The sequence below is a fragment of the Actinoallomurus acaciae genome (assembly GCF_042429965.1).
In the GTDB taxonomy this organism is placed as follows: Bacteria; Actinomycetota; Actinomycetes; order Streptosporangiales; family Streptosporangiaceae; genus Actinoallomurus; species Actinoallomurus acaciae.
In genome coordinates this window covers 1-14675 of the sequence record NZ_JBHLZP010000187.1, presented here as the reverse complement: position 1 = coordinate 14675, position 14675 = coordinate 1, and the positions used below count along the sequence as shown (strand labels likewise).

The window sequence follows — 14675 nt, the reverse complement described above, 5'->3', positions numbered from 1 at the left end:
ACGGCGCGCCGCTCCGGCAGCAACGGCGGCGGGCTCATCCGCGCGACGGGTCCGGCCGCGAGGCCCGGGCTGACGCCGATGCCCCGCAGCGTGTCAGGCATCGCTCGTTTCCTCCGCGTCCAGGTCGCGGGCGAGCAGGGCCGCCAGGGAGTCGAGCGCCTCGTCGGCGCCCGGCCCGTCGGCCTCCAGGGTGACCTCCGTGCCGTGCCCGGCGCCGAGCGACAGGACGGCGAGCATGCTGGCGGCCGGTACGGCCTTGCCCTCGCCGACCCGGATCTTGACCGGGACGCTCTGCTGGGAGGCGGCCTTCACGAACAGCGCCGCGGGCCGGGCGTGCAGGCCCGTACGGGACGCGATGACCACGGTTCGCATCGACATGTCTACTCCCGTCAGGGTTCGATGGTGACCTTGATGGCGGTGCCGCGGGCCACGATGTCGATGCCCTCGAGCACGTCCGCGAGCGGCAGGCGGTGGGTGATCAGATCGGCCACGGGGACCGCGCCGGAGGCGATGAGCTCCAGGGCACGGGCGTTGTGCGCCGGGCTGGAGCCGTTCGCGCCCACGATGGTCAGCTCCCGGTAGTGGACGAGGTTGGAGTCGCAGGCGATGACCGGGTTGTCCTTGGGCAGTCCGCCGAAGAAGCTGATCCGGCCCTGCCGGGCGGCCATCTGGAGCGCCTGCTCCTGCGCGGCGCCGGAGGCGGCGGCGGTGATGATGGCGTCGGCGCCCCGCCCGTCCGTCAGCTTCATGACCTGGTCGACCAGGTCGGTGCCATGAAGCGCGGCGTCCGGCTTCACCCGGTCGGCGGACATGGCGAGCCGGTCGGGGTTGATGTCGGCGAGGAAGACGCGGGCGGCGCCGCGGGCGCGGGCCAGGCGTACGTGCAGGCAGCCGATCGGGCCGGCACCCATGATCACGACGTCGTCGCCCTCGCCGATGCGCGCGAGCTCCTGGCCGTTGAGCACGCAGGCGAGCGGCTCGGCCACCGACGCCTCGTCGAACCCGATGCCGTCGGGGAGCCGGTTGAGCCCGTCGACGGCGAGCACCTTGGCCGGCACGATGGTGTACTCGGCGAAGCCGCCGTCGTAGTGGTACCCCATCGACTCCTGGTTCGGGCACACGGTCATCCGGCCGCGGCGGCACTCCTCGCAGGTGCCGTCCGGGATCGCCGCGATGACCTGGACCCGGTCGCCGGGGTTCCAGCCGGTCACGCCCTCGCCGAGCTCGACCACCTCGCCGGCGATCTCATGGCCCATGACCCGCGGCGGCCGGATGTGGTGGTGGCCGAACTTGGAGATCTTCACGTCGGTGCCGCAGGTCGAACAGTTGCGCACCCTGATCTTGACGTCCCCGGGGCCGGGAGACGGCTCCGGTGCGTCCTCGACGCGGATGTCTCCGGGTGAGTAGAAGCGGGCGACCTTCACGCTGGTTCCTCTTCTCCGGCCGGCTGCAGCAGCCGGACCACTTCATCGATGTCGTTCGTCTCACGGAGGGCGCGTGCCCGGTCCGGGTCGAGCAGGATCTGGGCCAGTTCGGACAGCAGGCGTACGTGACCGTCGCCGCGCGCGGCGATGCCGATGCACAGCACCACCCGCTCCTCGCCCCAGGCGACGCCGTCGGGGAAGCGGACGAAGGAGACCGCGTCGTGCCGTACCGCGTCCTTGCCGTTCAGGGTGCCGTGCGGGATCGCGACGCCCTCGCCGACGTACGTCGACACGGACCGCTCACGCTCGAGCATCGTGTCGACGTAGGACGGCTCGACGGCACCGGCCACGACGAGCGCCTCTCCGCACTGGCGGATGGCGTCGTCGCGACCGGTGGCCGCCGCGTCGAGCCGCACGGCGCGACGGTCGAGCAGATCAGGCACTGATCTCTCCACCGTTCTTGATCGCGGTGACGAGCTTGGTCACCGCGGGGTCGCCGAGGAAGACCTGGAACTTCACGATCGGCTTGCCGCCGGCGCCCGCGGCCGCGCGGTCGGCGAGTCCCTGGTGACAGACGACGACGTCGGCGTCGTCCGGGATCGAGTTGACCGGGGTGTGCTCGACCGTGACCGAGTACTTCCTCAGCTCCTTGCGCAGCTGGCTGGCGAGCATGACGCTGCTGCCCATGCCGGCGTCGCAGGCGACGATGATCTTGTGGACGTCTTTGCCGTTCATCTGAATCACGCTCCGTGGGGTGCGGTCTCGGGGGCCGGGGCCTCGTCGCTCTTCGTCTCGTCGGTCGTGGTCTCCGCCGCGGGCGTCTCGCCCGCCGCGGCGTCGGGCTCCGGTTCGGACTCATCGTCCCCGTTGAGGCGGCCGAAGCCGAGCAGGACCGAGCCGACCGCGAAGGAGACCGCCGCGGCGATCAGGACGCCGAGGAAGACCCCGAAGTATCCGCCTCGCGGGGTCTCCGCGGCGTAGGCGAAGATGCTGCCCGGGGACGGGGTGGCGACCAGGCCGGCGTTGGTGATCATGAATGTACCGATGCCCGCCGCGCCGCCGGCCATCGAGGCGAGGATCAGGCGCGGCTTCATCAGGATGTACGGGAAGTAGATCTCGTGGATGCCGCCCAGGAACTGGATGACCATCGCGGCCGGCACGCTCGGGCGCAGGGATCGCGGGCCGAACAGCAGGTAGGCGGCCAGCACGCCGAGGCCGGGGCCGGGGTTGGACTCGATCATGAACATGATCGACTTGCCGTGCTTGGCCGCCTCGGCGACACCCAGCGGGCCCAGGACGCCGTGGTTGACGGCGTTGTTGAGGAACAGCACCTTGGCCGGCTCCACCAGCACCGAGGCGAGCGGCAGGAGGTGGTGGTGGATCAGCCATTCGACGCCGTTGCCCGCGACGTCGGTCACGTGCGTGACGATCGGCTTGATCCCCCAGTTGCCGAACACCGCCGCCGCGCCGCCGATGATGCCGGCGGAGAAGTTGTCCACCAACATCTCGAACCCGGGCTTGGTGCGGTCCTGGATGTAGCCGTCGACGAGCTTGAGCACGTACGCGGTGAGCGGACCCATGACCATCGCGCCGAGGAACATCGGGATGCCCGCGCCCACCACGACCCCGATGGTGGCGACCGCGCCGACCACGGCGCCGCGCTGGCCGTGCACCATCCGGCCGCCCGTGTACCCGATCAGCACGGGCAACAGCACGTTGATGGTCGGGTCGACCAGGGCGCCGAACTCCTTGTTGGGCAGCCAGCCGGTCGGGATGAACAACGCGGTGATCAGACCCCAGGCGATGAAGGCCGCGATGTTCGGCATCACCATGCCGGCGAGATGCCCGCCGAGTCTCTGGATCTGGGCCTTGGGCCCTTGCCCGGTGATCTGTGGTGTGTATGGAGTGGCCATGGAGGGCCTCCCTTAGGGGGTTCGGGAATCTAGGCGATGAGTGATCGGCCGAGGTCCGGCCGCGCGTGGATGTGAACGATGTCGCGCCGGATGTCCCCCGGCCGCGGCATGCGGCTGGCGGGCAGGCGCACCGCGGCGGCCCCCCACGCCAGCCCTTCGGCGAGTGCCGCGCTCCCCCGAGCGCCCGCGGCCAGGAACCCGGCGAGCAGGGCGTCTCCGGCCCCGACCGTGCTCCTCGCCGCGGCGACCGGCGCCTCGCCGATGGTGACTCCGTCGTCCTCGACCAGCACGGCGCCGTCGGCGCCGAGACTGGCGAGCACGGTGCCGGCCCCGCGTTCGCGCAGGGCCTGTGCCGCCTCGACCGCGTCGCCGACGCTGTCGACCGGATGGCCGACGGCCTCGGCGAGCTCCTCCCGGTTGGGCTTGATCAGGACCGGGGAGGCCTCGACCGCGGCCAGCAGCGCCGGGCCGCTCGCGTCGACGGCGACCTGCACGCCCGCCTGTGTGAAGAACTCACACATCTGGGCATAGATCCCCGCGGGCACTCCCGGGGGCAGGCTGCCGCACGTCACGACCCAGCTCGCCGACTCGGTCGCGGCGAGCACCGCGTCGGCGACCGCGCCGAGCTCGGCGCCGGACAGCGGCTCGCCGGGCTCGTTCAGCTTGGTGACCGTGCCGTCGGGCTCGGCGATCGTCACGTTGGATCGGGTGCGACCGGCGACCGGGACCGCGCTCAGCGGGATCCCGTCGGCCTCCAGGAGGCGTACGAGCTGCTCACCGTCGGCACCGCCCACGGGCAGCACCGCGACCGAGGGCACCTGGTTGGCGAGCAGGGCGCGCGAGACGTTCACCCCTTTGCCTCCGGGGTCGAGCCGCGCCGACGTCGCCCGCGTCATCGTGCCGCGGACGAGCCGGTCCACCTCGATGGTCCGGTCCAGACTGGGGTTGAGCGTCAACGTGACAATCATGCCGCACCCGCACAGCGCCGTGCCGCCCGATGTCTTCCCTCGGCGCACATCGTGTTGCTTCACCGCCGTTTCTTTTTGGTTTCCATTTGTTTACGCCCATATGGGTCCGGGCGTCAATAGCAAGACCCCGCGACCCACACATTCGGGCGTGGGAGTCGCGGGGTCGGGGTGTCCGTACGGACGTCAGCGGCAGAGCAGCCGGCGCAGCACGCCGGTGAGCGCCGCACCGGAGGCGGCCCCGTCGCCACGCCAGGCGACGAAGCCGTCCGGCCGTACGAGCAGGGCGCCCTCCGGTCCGATGCCGTGGCGCGCCTCGAGGTCGTCGCCGTCGAGGTCCTTGCCGAACCGGTGGACGTCGATCGGCAGGCCCAGCTCCCGCCCGGCCTCCTCGGCGGCCTCCGGCCAGGTGGCGGCCGAGCCGGACAGCAGCACCCACCGCCGCCCGTACAGGTCGAGGGTGGAGATCGGCCGTCCGGCCAGGGTCACCGGCACGTGCGGCGCGCGGTGGCCCGGCTGCCCGCGCAGCTCGCGGGGGCGCAACGGCACCCGGTCCTCCCCGCCCTCGACCGCCGCGGACCGGTAGCCGTAGCCGAAGACCATCGCGCTCATGTCGATCAGCTCGGGCTCCTCACCGGCCGGCAGGCCCATCCGGCCGCCGGCCATGGCCTGCGCCTGACGGAGCGTGCGAGCCCCGACCGCGTGGCGTTCGGCGTGGTAGGTGTCGAGCAGGGCCGGGCCCGCCTGACCGCCAATCACGGCGGCGAGCTTCCAGGCGAGGTTGTGCGCGTCCTGCACACAGGTGTTGCCGCCCAGACCACCGGTCGGCGGGACGATGTGGGCGGCGTCGCCCGCGATGAGGATCCGGCCCACCCGGTAGTCGCGGGCGAGCTGCGCGCCGATCGGGAACCCCAGGACGGTCACGTCGGTGCCCGGGATCTGCGGGCGCAACGTCACCTCCACGTCCGGCAGCCCGGCCGCCTCGCGCAGGAGGCCGGCGCAACGCTCGGGCGGGTAGTCGGCGGGCGACTCGTGCTCGGGCGAGTAGCCCACGCCGAGGATCCAGCGCTTCCCGGCGTCGTCGTGGGCCATCAGGACGGTGCCGGGCCGCGGGTGGTTCAGGTAGGCGATGCTGACCGGCCGCCCGCGCAGCGCCGGCGTGAGATCCGCGTCGGCCATCACGGTGATCGTGTGGAACAGCACGCCGGGACCCTCGACCGGCACGCCGAGCCGCTCTCGGATCGGGCTGGAGACGCCGTCGGCGGCGATCAGGTAGTCGGCGCGGATCGTCTCGGCCGAACCGTCGCGCAGGTCGGCGACCGTGGCGGTGACCCCGTCCGCGTCCGCGCGGAAGCCGGTCAGCTCGGTGGAGAACCGGAGGTCGGCACCGAGCTCCTCGGCCCGCGCGCGCAGCAGGATCTCCAGCCGGTCCTGGTCGATCGGGCCGTACGAACACGGACCGGCGTCCCCGTCGAACCCCTCGTTCGGCTCATCCGGGCTGACATACCGCTCGTCGGCCAGGGTCTGCGCGATCACCGGCATCCAGGTGTAGCCCTCGCCGCTCGCGAAACAGGCGTCCTTGATCGCGGACTCCACGCCGACCTGGCGGAACAGCTCCATCGTCCGGGGGTTCACTCCGCGCAGCCGCGGGTGGATCAGCAGGTCCGGGTGTCGCTCGACCAGCACGCAGGGGACGCCGTGCCAGGCCAGGAAGACCGCGGTGGACAGACCGGTCAGGGCACCGCCGACGATCAGGACCGGGGTGTGACGCTGTGACATGTCGAAGCTCCCATCAAGTAATGACGCGAGCTAAGGTTGCTCTAAAAGCGAGAGAATAGTCAAGTCATATCTCGAAATGTCTCCGGTGAAGGGGGCTCAGGGGCGGGGGATGTTGCGGAGGTTGGAGCGGGCGAGCTGCAGCATGCGGCCGACACCACCGTTGATCACCATCTTGCTCGCCGACAGGGCGAAGCCCGTCAGCTGCTCCCCCGTGATGCGCGGCGGGATGGACAGGGCGGCCGGGTCGGTGACGACGTCCACGAGCGCCGGGCCGTCGTGCCGGAACGCCTCCCGCAGCGCCTCGCGGACGTCGCGCGGGTCCTCCACGCGAAGCCCGTGCGCCCCGGCCGCGCGGGCGATCGCCGCGTAGTCGGTGGCCGGGTAGCCCGTCCCGTACGGCGGCACGCCCGCGACCATCATCTCCAGGTCGACCATTGCCAGCGATGAGTTGTCGAACAGAACGATCTTGACGGGCAGCCGCCGGCCGATCACCGTCAGCAGGTCGCCCATGAGCATCGAGAGGCCGCCGTCCCCCGACATCGAGACGATCTGCCGCCCCGGCGCGGCGAGCTGCGCGCCGATCGCCTGCGGCAGGGCGTTGGCCATCGAACCGTGGCTGAAGGAGCCGATGACGCGGCGACGGCCGTTCGGGGACAGATAACGCGCGGCCCACACGTTGCACATGCCCGTGTCCACGGTGAACACCGAGTCGTCGGCCGCCTCCTCGTCCAGCACCGACGCGACGTACTCCGGGTGGATCGGGGTGTGCCGCTCGACGCCCCGTGTGTAGGCCGCGACGGCGCCCTCCAGCGCCTCCGCGTGCCGCTTCAGCATGCGGTCGAGGAAGCGTCGGCCGGGCTTCTCCCGTACGAGCGGGAGCACCGCGCGCAGCGTCTCACGCGCGTCGCCCCACACGGCCAGGTCCAGCCGGCAGCGGCGGCCCAGGTGCTCGGGCCGCACGTCGACCTGGGCGATCTTCACGTCGTCGGGCAGGAACCTGTTGTACGGGAAGTCCGTGCCGAGCATGAGCAGCAGGTCCGCCTCGTGCATCGCCTCGTACGCCGCGCCGTAGCCGAGCAGGCCGGACATGCCCACGTCGAACGGGTTGTCGTACTGGATCCACTCCTTGCCGCGCAGCGCGTGGGCGACCGGCGCCTTGAGGCGTCCGGCCAGCGCCATCACCTCGTCGTGGGCCCCCGCCGTGCCGCTGCCGCAGAACAGCGTGACGCGTTCGGCGTCATCGATCATCCGGGTGAGCGCGGCGATCTTCTCGTCGGCCGGGCGGATCGCCGGGCGGTGGGTGACGAGCGCGAGCTGGGCGGCTCCCGCCGGGGCGTCCATCGCCGCGACGTCACCCGGCAGGCACACCACCGCGACGCCCGACTGCCCGACGGCGTGCTGGATCGCGGTCTGCAGGACACGCGGCATCTGCCCGGGACTGGAGATCAGCTCGGAGTAGTGGCTGCACCCGGCGAACAGCCGGTCGGGATGGGTCTCCTGGAAGTACCCGGTGCCGATCTCGCTGCCGGGGATGTGGGCGGCGATCGCCACGACCGGCGCCATGCTGCGGTGCGCGTCGTACAGGCCGTTGATCAGGTGCAGGTTGCCGGGCCCGGCGCTGCCGGCGCATGCCGCGAGACGGCCGGTGATCTGGGCCTCCGCGCCCGCGGCGAAGGCGCCGGCCTCCTCGTGCCGTACCTGGACCCAGTCGATGCCGGGCGTACGCCGGATGGCGTCGGTGACCGGGTTGAGGCTGTCGCCGACGATGCCGTAGACGCGCTCGACCCCCGCGCGCACGAGGGTGACGGCGACCTGATCGCCAATGCTCTGCCTGGCCATTCGTGAGTCCCCCCGCTCGGCGACGGCCGCACCGACCTCATACCCGGGCGGTCACGCCCCGTATCGGGACGAACGGCCCGGCCAGAGGGGGATCCGTATGACGAGCGCGGTGCCCGCGGCGCTCGGGCTCTCGACCCCGACCGTGCCGCCGAGCGCCTCGACGCGGTCCTTCAGGCCGATGATGCCCGGATCGCCGGGACCGGGGGTCGTTCCGGCGTTCCCGTCATCCTCCACGCGCAGGCCGATCTCGTCGTCGCCGGCGTCGAGCCGGATCCGTACGAAGGACGCGGACGCGTGCTCGGTCGCGTTCGCCACCGCCTCCGCGACGATGTAGTAGACGGCCACCTCGAGCCGCTCGTCGAAGCGCCGGTCGACGTTCAGATCCAGCTCGACCGGCACCCCGGCCCGGCGGGCGAGCGCCTTGATGGCGGGTCGCAGGCCGCCCTTGGACAGGATCGCCGGGTGCAGGCCGCGGGAGATCTCCTGCAGGTCCTCCAGTACGTCGGAGAGCCCCTCGGCGGTCGTGGAGAGCCGCTCGCTGAGCACGCTCTGGCCGTCGGGGACGCTCGTCTCCGCCGCGCGCAGCTCCAGGCCCAGGGACACGAGCCGCTGCTGGGCGCCGTCGTGCAGGTCGCGCTCGATCCGGCGGCGGGTCTCGTCGGAGGCGGCCACCAGCCGGGCACGGGCGGCGGTGAGCTTGGCCCGGCTCTCGGCGTTGGCGATCGCGGTGCCGACCAGCTCGGTGTAGTCGATCATGCGGGCCTCGATGCCCTCGGGCTGGGGTTCCTCCGCCGTCGTGAACGCGATCACCACGCCCCACAGGCGTCCCTCGACGACCACGGGACAGCCGGTCCCGGACCTGACCCCGCGCGTCCGCGCCCAGACACCGATGCCGCTGGTGGCGCGCTGGTAGTCGGTCATGCGGGCCGGGCGGCCGGTCCGCGCCACCGATGACTCCAGGCTCCGGCCCTCCAGCGACCAGCTCGAACCGACGGGCGGAGCGGCCTCGGCGCGCTCTTCCGCCTTCCAGGACCCGACCACCGTCTCCATCCGGTCGGGCTCGAAGCGGCTGATCACGACGAAGTCCGCGCCCAGGATGCGGCCGAGCTCGGCGGCGACCGTCCCGAACGTCTCGTGCGGGGAGACCGCGCGCGCCACGAGAGTGGCCACGCGGCGCAGCGCCGCCTGCTCCTCGGCGATCCGGCAGAGCTTGTGGTGGCTCGTCTCCAGCGAGTGCGCCATCGTGTTGAACCTGCGCTCGAGCAGGCCGATCTCGCCGAGCGACGTCTCGGGCATGCGGACGCCCAGCTCTCCGCGGGCCAGATCGGCCGCCATGATCGACGCGCGGCGCACCGGCCGCACCAGGGCGCGTGTCAGGTACGAGGTGAAGAGCAGGGCCAGCGCGATCGAGCTCACCGCCGCCGCGCCCGCCGCGGCCATGGCACGCCGTGACGCCTTCATCGAACGCTGTTCGTACCGAGTGGTGAGCGAGCTCTGGACGCTCACGAAACGGTCGAAGTCGGAGCGTAGAGCCGCGACACGCCGTTGTCCCTCCGAAACCGCCTGGGCGGGTGGCAGGCTCGGCTGCCGCCCCTCTTGCAACGCGGTCACGAGCGGAACCGAGAAGTCGTCGAGGTAGGACGTCGCGGCGCGCGCGATCGTGTCGGCGCGTTTCGCCTGGTCGGTGTTGATCTCGGCGGCCAGGCGCCGGAACTCCGCCGTCTCGGCGGGAAGGGCGGCGCGGGCGGCCTTCCAGGGCCGCAGGAAGATCTCGTTGCGGGTGATCTCATACCCGCGCGCGCCCGACTGCATCTCCACGATGAGCCGTTCGAGGCGGTTCGAGGCGGCGAGCACGTCCTCCGACCGGCCCGACAGCGTCGCCGCGTGGCGCAGCCCGGCGATCGCCCCGGCGAGGAGCAGGAACGTCGCGGCCATCAAGATCGCGAACAGCGTGGTCGCGATGATCATCCGCCGGCTCAGTCCCCCTGGAGCGACGGCCCTCGACGACGGGGACGTCCATCCGGTCACTGCTCATCCTCTCGACCAGCGAATACTGGCCGATAATGAGATTAGGGTTGGTGTGGAATCACTCTACGTGCGGAGGAGAGTGATGGTCGAACGTAAGGCGCGGATCGCCCTGGCCGAAGACGACGTGCTGCTCCGTGCGGGGCTCGCGAGTCTCCTCGAACGGTCGGGGTTCGAGATCGTCGCGCAGGCGGGCGACGGCGAGGAGCTCATCGCCGCCGTGCGCGAGCACCGGCCCGATGTCGCCATCGTCGACATTCGCATGCCTCCGGCGTATGAGACCGAGGGGCTGGACGCGGCTCAGGTGATCCGCCAGGAGTTCCCCGAGATCGGGATCCTCCTGCTGTCGGCGCACGTCGAGGTCGACCAGGCGACCGAGCTGCTCGCGGCCGGCCAGCGGGTCGGCTACCTGCTGAAAAGCCGGGTCACCGAGGTCCGGGAGTTCATCGAGACGGTGGAGCGGATCGCCCAGGGCGGCTCCGTGGTCGACCCGGGGCTGGTCCAGGAGCTCCTGACCGCCCGCCACAAGGACGACCCCCTGGAGGGCCTGACCGAACGCGAGCGCGAGGTGCTCACGCTGATGGCCGAGGGCCGGTCGAACGCCGGGATCGCCAACCGCCTGTGGATCACCGAGGGCACGGTGGAGAAGCACGTGCGCAGCATCCTGGCGCGGATGCAGCTGCCGGAGACCGAGGATGATCACCGGCGTGTGCTCGCCGTGATCACCTTCCTGGACAACCGTTGACCACCACGCTCGGTGATGGGTTCCGGACGTGCTACCTGCCCTAGCCGGGCTGGTGGGAGGCGGTCGGGTCGATCTCGCTGATCATCTTGCGGATCGCCGGACCGGACAGCTCCGACTTGGGCAGGAAGCCCAGGGCGGCGCTGCCGGCGACGATGTCGGCGAAATCGTCCGCCGGATAGGTGGAGATCAAGATCACGACCGGTTTGGCGGGCGACTTGTCGATGAGCAGACCGGCGAGCTCGACGCCGCATTCGTCGCCGAGGCACACGTCGACGAGGGCGACGGTCGGGCGGAGTTCACCGACCTTCTCAAGCGCCTCCTGGCCGCCTGACGCAACACCGACGACATCGATGCCGTCCCGCTCGAGAACACCACGGGCGGTCTCGAGGAACCGGTCGTTGTCGTCAACGATCAGACAGCGCATGTCCATGACCCCAGTCTGACGAACCGATGGCCGAATACGCATTGCCGCTAACCGGAATATAGGCCCTACCGCTGACCGGGCGCCACTGGAGAACCCGCGAAAGGCCAGTTCAGAGCCGCGTCCGGTGGCGCGGGGTCGGCCCTGTACCGGCTAGCAGGGGGGTGGGCACTGGCGCTGGCAGGACAGGCGAATGGTGGGTGGCGGCGCAGACACGGCGCGCCGGAGGCGCGATTGTGGAGGCATAACCGGAAAACCAGCCGTGAGAGGAGGAGGCGTCATGTGCCAGCACTGGCCGCAGTGCCCCGAAGCCACTGCCGAGGACCACACCGCGGCACGCGTCGTCTCCGCGCACCCGGAGCAGGGCTGGAGCCTGCTCTGCAACGGTGTCGTGGTCTTCGATGACACTGGCGAGCTGTTCCCTGATGGACACACCGTCTCGCCCCACCGGGCCCGTCCGCTGACGCCGGCCGCCTGAGCCCCACCCGCCCCAGAACGAGTACCAGAACGAGCAAAGGACCGCCCTATGCGCCGCATCCGCGTCACGGTCAGGCGGCCGCGCGACATCAGGATCCCCGAGCTCGACCTTCGCTCCCCGTCCGGCCGTCCGCTCCCTTACTGAACGGCCGGCCCCGGGCCGAGCCCGTACTCCCCCACGGCCGTCCCCCAGGCCGAACGGACCGCCGTGCGGTCTGGCGACGTTGGCCCCCGTCGACCAGGCCGTACGGCCGGATCCCGCTCCCTCGCGCGGCGGCGGGTCGCCCGTCCTCAGTCGCCGGGCAACTCGTCGCCGTACCAGCGCTCGATGAGCTGCCGGGCGATCGAGATCCGGCCCGGCAACCCCAGCTCCCCGGACTCCGTGGCGGCCCGCAGCTCCGCCCGGGTGAACCAGCGGGCGCTCTTGATCTCCTCGCCGTCCACCCGCAGGTCCTGGCCGTCGTGCGCACGGGCGAAGAATCCCAGCATGAGGCTGCGGGGCAGGGGCCACGGCTGGCTGCCGAGGTAACGGCAGTCGTGCACCTCGACCCCGACCTCCTCACGGACCTCGCGGGCCACGGCCTGCTCCAGCGACTCTCCCGGCTCGACGAACCCGGCCAGGATCGACATCCGTCGCGCCGGCCACTTGTGGCTGCTCGCCAGCAGCATCCGCTCGTCGTCGTGGACCAGCATGATCACTGCCGGGTCCGTACGGGGGAAGTGCTCCGAGCCGTCGACCGTGCAGACCCGGGTGTGCCCTGCGGACGCGGGCGTCGTGACGGCGCCGCAGCGCGGGCAGTGCGCGTGGGTCTGATGCCAGTTCTGCAGCGCGACGGCCTGGGTGAGCAGGCCGGCGTCGCGGTCGCTGAGCCGCGCACCGACCGCGCGCAGGCCCGCCGGCTCGGTGCCCTCGATCGCGGGCAGCGGGGCCGACACCGCGAAGTAGGCGGTCTCGTCGCCGTCGATGCCCAGCAGGTAGCGCTCGCCCTCGGGCGCCTGCTCCGGCGGGACGAACACCAGCGCCGGCTCGGGCCGTACGAGCGTCCTGCCCTCCTCGACCACGATGACCCGGGTGCGGGGGTCCGTCCAGGTCCCCGCGAGCCAGGCGTCGTCACGCCGGCGCTCGCCGACGCGGTCGAGCGCTCCGCGGGCGAGCGCCAGCCAGCCGAGCGTGGTCTCCATCACGAGGCATCCCGCCCTCGGGCGAACTCGTCCCAGAGGTGGGAGGCGGCCTCCGCGCCCTTGAGCAGCAGGGGCTTTTCCACCTTCTCGTTGGGCGCGTGGATGCGGTCCTCATCGAGCCCGACCGCGACGAACACCAGCGGAGCCTCCAGGATGTCGGCGAGGTCGGCCTCGGGGCCGCTGCCGCCCTCACGGGTGAACAGCACCTCCGTGCCGAACGCCCGCTCCATCGCCCGCCGGGCCGCCCGCACGCCCGCGGAGTCGATCGGCGAGAAGCACGGGCGCACGCCGACGCCGCTCGGGAACTCCACGCGCGACTCGACGCCGGGCGGGGTGTGCTCGTCGACGTAGGCCGCGAACGCCTCCTGCACCGCCCGCGGGTCCTGGCCCGCGACGAGCCGGAACGACACCTTGGCGTGCGCCTCGCGCGGCACGATCGTCTTGCCGCCCGGACCGGTGTGGCCACCCCACATGCCGTTGATCTCGGCGGTGGGCCGCGCCCAGACGCGCTCCAGTGTGGTGAAGCCCTCCTCGCCGAAGGCCGCCCGGCTGCCGCCGGCCGTCTCCAGCCACGCGGCCTCGTCGAACGGCAGCCGCGCGAACAGCTCCCGCTCCTCGTCGGTGAGCTCGACGACGCCGTCGTAGAAGCCCTTGAGCGTGACGCGGTTCCGCTCGTCGTGCAGGCCCGCGAGCAGCGACGCCATCGCGTGCAGCGGGTTGGGCACCGCCCCGCCGAACGATCCGGAGTGCAGGTCGGCCGACGGCCCGTACAGCGAGACCTGGACCTCGGTGAGGCCCCGCATGCCGGTGCACAGGGACGGCACGCCGGCGGCCCACATGGTCGTGTCGCTGATCACGACGGCGTCGCAGGCCAGCCGGTCGCGGTGGTCGCGCAGGAGCCGGGCGAAGTGCGGCGAGCCGGACTCCTCCTCGCCCTCGACCAGCATCTTGATCGTGACCGGGGGCGCGGTGGTGCCGTTCGCGGCCAGGTTCGCCCTGAGCCCGAGCGTGTGGAAGAACACCTGGCCCTTGTCGTCGGACGCGCCGCGGCCGATGATCTGGTCGCCCCGCTCGACCGGCTCGAACGGCGCGGTCTCCCACTCCGCGAGCGGCTCGACCGGCTGCACGTCGTGGTGGCCGTAGACCACGACGGTCGGCGCGGCGGGATCGGCCGCGGGCCACTCGGCGAACACGGCCGGCAGGCCGGGGGCGTCTCGGGTGCCGGTCTCCCAGATCTCCACGACGGGGAATCCGGTCTCGCTCAGATGCGCTTCGAGCCATTCCGCGGAGCGCCGCACGTCATCGCGGCGTTCGGGGTCACCGGAGATCGACGGGATCGCGAGCCACTCCTTGAGCGCGGCGAAGAAGCCGCTCGCGTTGGCCTCGATGAATTCGCGTACGTCCATTGAACCGCTTCCTTGCAGGTGCGACGTCTCTGGCACTCTAATGCCGTGACCGTCTTCATCGATCGCCCCCTGTGGCCCGCCCGCGGACGGTTGTGGTCCCACATGGTCAGCGACCTGTCGTTCGCGGAGCTGCACGACTTCGCCGCGCGGCTCGGGATGCCGGCACGGGCCTTCGAGCGCGACCACTACGACGTGCCCGCCGACCTGTACGAACCGGCGCTGCGGCTGGGCGCGGAGCCGATCGGGTCACAGGAGCTGGTGGCCCGCCTCATCCGGGCGGGGCTGCGCCGCCGGAAGCACTCCCCAAGAGCATGAGCTCGGTCCCGACGTTGTGCCGTGCGGCGGCCTCCCAGCGCACGCGTGCGGGCGCCGTGCGATACAGCGCGGGCAGGGCGAGCAGGCCGCGCAGGATCTCCGCGCGGCCGGCGCGGAAGGCCTCGTCCGGCACCGCGGCGTACTCCTCGCGGACGGCGGCGGCGTACGCCGCGTAGCGGTCCGG

At 71.8% G+C, this 14675-nt stretch carries 15 protein-coding genes and 1 pseudogene; 3 read left to right on the top strand and 13 right to left on the bottom strand.

Annotation, left to right across the window (positions count from 1 at the left end):
• Positions 1-93: 93 nt before the first annotated feature.
• From ACFFNX_RS23985 to ACFFNX_RS23945, 9 genes are all read right to left on the bottom strand, one after another.
• Positions 94-378, bottom strand: coding sequence for an HPr family phosphocarrier protein (locus ACFFNX_RS23985; RefSeq protein ID WP_378206373.1), 285 nt, complete (start codon positions 376-378; stop codon positions 94-96).
• Between the two features lie 11 nt (positions 379-389).
• The gene (locus tag ACFFNX_RS23980; RefSeq protein WP_378206370.1) at positions 390-1424 is read right to left on the bottom strand and encodes a zinc-dependent dehydrogenase; all 1035 of its coding nucleotides are present in this window, start codon (positions 1422-1424) and stop codon (positions 390-392) included.
• Positions 1421-1867: a PTS mannitol transporter subunit IIA gene (locus ACFFNX_RS23975; RefSeq protein WP_378206367.1), complete on the bottom strand. Its 447-nt coding sequence runs from the start codon at positions 1865-1867 to the stop codon at positions 1421-1423. The genes ACFFNX_RS23980 and ACFFNX_RS23975 overlap by 4 nt, the downstream gene beginning before the upstream one ends.
• A complete protein-coding gene (locus ACFFNX_RS23970) occupies positions 1860-2159 on the bottom strand; it encodes a PTS sugar transporter subunit IIBC family protein (RefSeq protein ID WP_378206364.1) in 300 nt (99 codons plus the stop codon). The genes ACFFNX_RS23975 and ACFFNX_RS23970 overlap by 8 nt, the downstream gene beginning before the upstream one ends.
• A 5-nt stretch (positions 2160-2164) precedes the next feature.
• Entirely contained in the window at positions 2165-3337 is a 1173-nt protein-coding gene (mtlA, locus tag ACFFNX_RS23965; protein ID WP_378206361.1) for a mannitol-specific PTS transporter subunit IIC, read from the bottom strand.
• 29 nt (positions 3338-3366) lie between these two features.
• On the bottom strand, positions 3367-4293 hold the full coding sequence (pfkB, locus tag ACFFNX_RS23960) for a 1-phosphofructokinase (protein ID WP_378206359.1): 927 nt from the start codon (positions 4291-4293) through the stop codon (positions 3367-3369).
• Positions 4294-4488: 195 nt separating this feature from the next.
• Complete coding sequence (locus ACFFNX_RS23955) at positions 4489-6081, bottom strand: FAD-dependent monooxygenase (protein ID WP_378206356.1); 1593 nt, start codon at positions 6079-6081, stop codon at positions 4489-4491.
• Positions 6082-6177: 96 nt separating this feature from the next.
• A complete protein-coding gene (locus ACFFNX_RS23950) occupies positions 6178-7920 on the bottom strand; it encodes a pyruvate dehydrogenase (protein WP_378206353.1) in 1743 nt (580 codons plus the stop codon).
• A gap of 51 nt (positions 7921-7971) precedes the next feature.
• Positions 7972-9888, bottom strand: a complete 1917-nt coding sequence (locus ACFFNX_RS23945) for a CHASE3 domain-containing protein (RefSeq protein WP_378206350.1) — start codon at positions 9886-9888, stop codon at positions 7972-7974.
• A gap of 142 nt (positions 9889-10030) precedes the next feature.
• Here ACFFNX_RS23945 and ACFFNX_RS23940 point away from each other — a divergent pair, with 142 nt between their 5' ends.
• Positions 10031-10690 (top strand): response regulator, encoded by a 660-nt coding sequence (locus ACFFNX_RS23940; protein WP_378206346.1) that lies wholly within the window; start codon positions 10031-10033, stop codon positions 10688-10690.
• 40 nt (positions 10691-10730) lie between these two features.
• Here the strand turns inward: ACFFNX_RS23940 and ACFFNX_RS23935 are convergent, their stop codons facing one another.
• A complete protein-coding gene (locus ACFFNX_RS23935; protein WP_378206343.1) occupies positions 10731-11120 on the bottom strand; it encodes a response regulator in 390 nt (129 codons plus the stop codon).
• Positions 11121-11391: 271 nt separating this feature from the next.
• Between ACFFNX_RS23935 and ACFFNX_RS23930 the strand changes: the two genes are divergently transcribed.
• Complete coding sequence (locus tag ACFFNX_RS23930; RefSeq protein ID WP_378206340.1) at positions 11392-11589, top strand: DUF5999 family protein; 198 nt, start codon at positions 11392-11394, stop codon at positions 11587-11589.
• Positions 11590-11879: 290 nt separating this feature from the next.
• On the opposite strand, the gene nudC is transcribed toward ACFFNX_RS23930, so the two are convergent.
• Both nudC and ACFFNX_RS23920 read right to left on the bottom strand, forming a co-directional pair.
• A complete protein-coding gene (gene nudC, locus ACFFNX_RS23925; RefSeq protein ID WP_378206376.1) occupies positions 11880-12770 on the bottom strand; it encodes an NAD(+) diphosphatase in 891 nt (296 codons plus the stop codon).
• On the bottom strand, positions 12770-14176 hold the full coding sequence (locus tag ACFFNX_RS23920) for a dipeptidase (RefSeq protein ID WP_378206337.1): 1407 nt from the start codon (positions 14174-14176) through the stop codon (positions 12770-12772). The genes nudC and ACFFNX_RS23920 overlap by 1 nt, the downstream gene beginning before the upstream one ends.
• Before the next feature lie 45 nt (positions 14177-14221).
• Between ACFFNX_RS23920 and ACFFNX_RS23915 the strand changes: the two genes are divergently transcribed.
• A complete protein-coding gene (locus tag ACFFNX_RS23915) occupies positions 14222-14491 on the top strand; it encodes a DUF4031 domain-containing protein (RefSeq protein WP_378206334.1) in 270 nt (89 codons plus the stop codon).
• Here the strand turns inward: ACFFNX_RS23915 and ACFFNX_RS23910 are convergent.
• A pseudogene (locus ACFFNX_RS23910) lies at positions 14445-14675 on the bottom strand (metal-dependent phosphohydrolase); the annotation flags it as partial. The gene ACFFNX_RS23915 and the pseudogene ACFFNX_RS23910 overlap by 47 nt on opposite strands.

Bases quoted from the DNA above. Each gene is read 5' to 3' on its own strand.
- ACFFNX_RS23940 (WP_378206346.1), top strand. From the start codon at position 10,031: ATGGTCGAACGTAAGGCGCGGATCGCCCTGGCCGAAGACGACGTGCTG.
- ACFFNX_RS23945 (WP_378206350.1), bottom strand. From the start codon at position 9,888: ATGATCATCGCGACCACGCTGTTCGCGATCTTGATGGCCGCGACGTTC.
- ACFFNX_RS23935 (WP_378206343.1), bottom strand. From the start codon at position 11,120: ATGGACATGCGCTGTCTGATCGTTGACGACAACGACCGGTTCCTCGAG.
- ACFFNX_RS23950 (WP_378206353.1), bottom strand. From the start codon at position 7,920: ATGGCCAGGCAGAGCATTGGCGATCAGGTCGCCGTCACCCTCGTGCGC.
- nudC (WP_378206376.1), bottom strand. From the start codon at position 12,770: ATGGAGACCACGCTCGGCTGGCTGGCGCTCGCCCGCGGAGCGCTCGAC.
- ACFFNX_RS23970 (WP_378206364.1), bottom strand. From the start codon at position 2,159: ATGAACGGCAAAGACGTCCACAAGATCATCGTCGCCTGCGACGCCGGC.
- ACFFNX_RS23955 (WP_378206356.1), bottom strand. From the start codon at position 6,081: ATGTCACAGCGTCACACCCCGGTCCTGATCGTCGGCGGTGCCCTGACC.
- ACFFNX_RS23920 (WP_378206337.1), bottom strand. From the start codon at position 14,176: ATGGACGTACGCGAATTCATCGAGGCCAACGCGAGCGGCTTCTTCGCC.
- mtlA (WP_378206361.1), bottom strand. From the start codon at position 3,337: ATGGCCACTCCATACACACCACAGATCACCGGGCAAGGGCCCAAGGCC.
- ACFFNX_RS23930 (WP_378206340.1), top strand. From the start codon at position 11,392: ATGTGCCAGCACTGGCCGCAGTGCCCCGAAGCCACTGCCGAGGACCAC.
- ACFFNX_RS23985 (WP_378206373.1), bottom strand. From the start codon at position 378: ATGTCGATGCGAACCGTGGTCATCGCGTCCCGTACGGGCCTGCACGCC.